Annotated in this window: 1 protein-coding gene; it reads right to left on the bottom strand. The window is 68.6% G+C overall.

Translation table 11 applies throughout. The features are described 5' to 3' along the window. Window positions 1-325: 325 nt before the first annotated feature. Window positions 326-1,078 (bottom strand): class I SAM-dependent methyltransferase, encoded by a 753-nt coding sequence (locus tag AN218_RS00045; RefSeq protein ID WP_476755946.1) that lies wholly within the window; start codon window positions 1,076-1,078, stop codon window positions 326-328. Between the last annotated feature and the right edge of the window lie 1,048 nt (window positions 1,079-2,126).

Raw genomic sequence — 2,126 nt, 5'->3', positions numbered from 1 at the left:
CGCCCCGGAGGGAGCGGGGGCGGTCGGCGGGCGGCGCCGCCGCGACTCCTGCCGGGCACGGCGGCGCCGTCCGCTCCCCTCCGTCCGCTCCGCGGGCCGCGTCCACGGTCCCCGCGTACGGCGCTTCCGTGTGCCCCGCCGGGGCGGGTTCTGGAGCCCGGGGGCTCTCAGGCCAGCCGGTGCACCGGGCGTCCGTCGCCCCAGCGCCGGATCGCGTCCTCGTCCGCGAAGGCCAGCGCCCGCATCATGTTGCCGCCGTCGCCGGTCTCCACGGAGTGCCTGAGGCGTGCGGTGTGCGCGGCGCTGAGCCGCGTCGTACCGGCCTCTATGNCGCGGCGCTGAGCCGCGTCGTACCGGCCTCTATGGTGTCGCCGTAGAACGGCTCGAAGGCCACGCCCGCGAAGCCCGCCCGGCGCAGCAGCAGGGGCAGGGTCCGGCGTGAGTAGAACATCAGATGGTTCCGCGTGAAGCCGTTCCACTTCGATCCGTACGCCTTCAGCAGCAGCGACTGCGCGTTGACGGTGAGGATCATCAGCACGCCGCCGGGGGCGAGCAGATCGCGGAAGCCCGTGAAGTCCTCGACAGGGCGCGGCAGATGGGCCAGGACGGACCAGAGCGTGACGACGTCGAAGCCGCCGGCCGCGATCTCCGGTACGTCCTGCGGGGCGCCGAAGTGCGCCGTGGCGGAGGTCAGCCGCTCATTGGCCTCCTTGACGGAGTCCGGGGAGAGGTCCACGCCGTGGGCCTCGAAGCCGCGCTCCTCGGCCAGTTCGAGGAAGTAGCCCGCGCCGCAGCCGAAGTCCAGCAGCCGGCGCTTGTCGCCCTCGTCGAAGACGGGCCGGAAGGCGTCCATCGCCTGCCGGTAGCGCCGCTGCCGGTTGGCGGCGTAGTCGCCGGTCAGGAAGGTGCTGTAGTTCTTCGAGTACAGATCGCCGAGGCGCTCGGGAAGGATGTTGGGGTTGCGGTAGAGGAAGCCGCAGGACGGACAGCGCACGACGTTGTACGTCCACGCCGTCTTGCCGTTCTTCTTCACTTTGGACGGCTGGAAAAGCGGCTGCTGCCGCGACTCCCCGCACATATGGCACGAGACGAACTCCTCGATCGCGCCGAGCTTGACGCGCGAGCGGTATTCGTCGAGGGATATGACCGGCGATGTACGCAGCAGCCTGTGCCACTGCAACTCCCTGATCTTCCGTTCGCCCGGCCTGATGTAGACGCGCTGTTCCCACGGAACGCTGTCGTAGCGCGAACCGTAAAGGGTGCGGGCGACGGCTCGTTTGGCTGACACCATGGGGTACCTCTCGGGACGGCTTTCGGCTCACAGTGTCACTCCGGTCGCGCGTTGTTCAAACAGTGCGGTGACGTTTTTGTGCACCGTCCGTTCGGCTGCTTACCGGTATGCGCTTCCCAATCCTCTGTCGCGCCTGATCCGTTGGGTATGTCTGTTGCCTTTCGTCCCGTTTCGCCAGGGTGGTTGGTGCCGTTATGGCGGGCCGGTACGGGCGTGCAGGATTCGTTCTCATTCGCTTGTGGTGTGCCCGTGCAGTTCGCGTGACCTCTGTAATCACCGGTGGACGGTGCGTGTCTTTCCGGGGGGCTCGGTGGGTATTTCCGTACGCGCCGCAGGGCATTGCGAAACCCCGATTTCGGCACGGTGTGCAAGGCTGCGCGCGCTGTGCCTCCCGGTGATTTCCTTCACCGGCCCTTCAATACCCGTCCATGGCACGGGAGATGAGAAACCGCGTCCGTGCGGACGTGAAACGGGGACGTCCCGGAAAGCGCGGCCCGGTGCATTCTACGAGGCGGTAGTGTCACCCACGGCGACGTCATAACCCGTAAAAGAAAACACCGCCCCTCGTCCGCTCGTATGCCGGCGGACGACAGACGGCCCCCAATGCCCTTTGTCTGTACGGCAGTTGAAGCCGGGAACGCCCACTGCCCCCCGTACAGCGCGACGGCGCCCTGCCCGCCCCGTCCCGTCGGACGGAGCGCGCAGGGCGCCGTCGCTGGTGCCGCGCACCGGTGCGCGCGCACGGACCCGCGGGCCCGCACACGAAGGACCGCGAAAGCTTGCGGAGGTTCGGAGGTTCTACGGGGCCGGTGCCCCGCCCGGGGTCAGAGCCTGC

The sequence above is a fragment of the Streptomyces nanshensis genome (assembly GCF_001751255.1).
Lineage (GTDB): Bacteria > Actinomycetota > Actinomycetes > Streptomycetales > Streptomycetaceae > Streptomyces > Streptomyces nanshensis_A.
The sequence above is the reverse complement of the archived record's forward strand: the minus strand, read 5'-3'. Positions and strand labels throughout refer to the sequence as shown.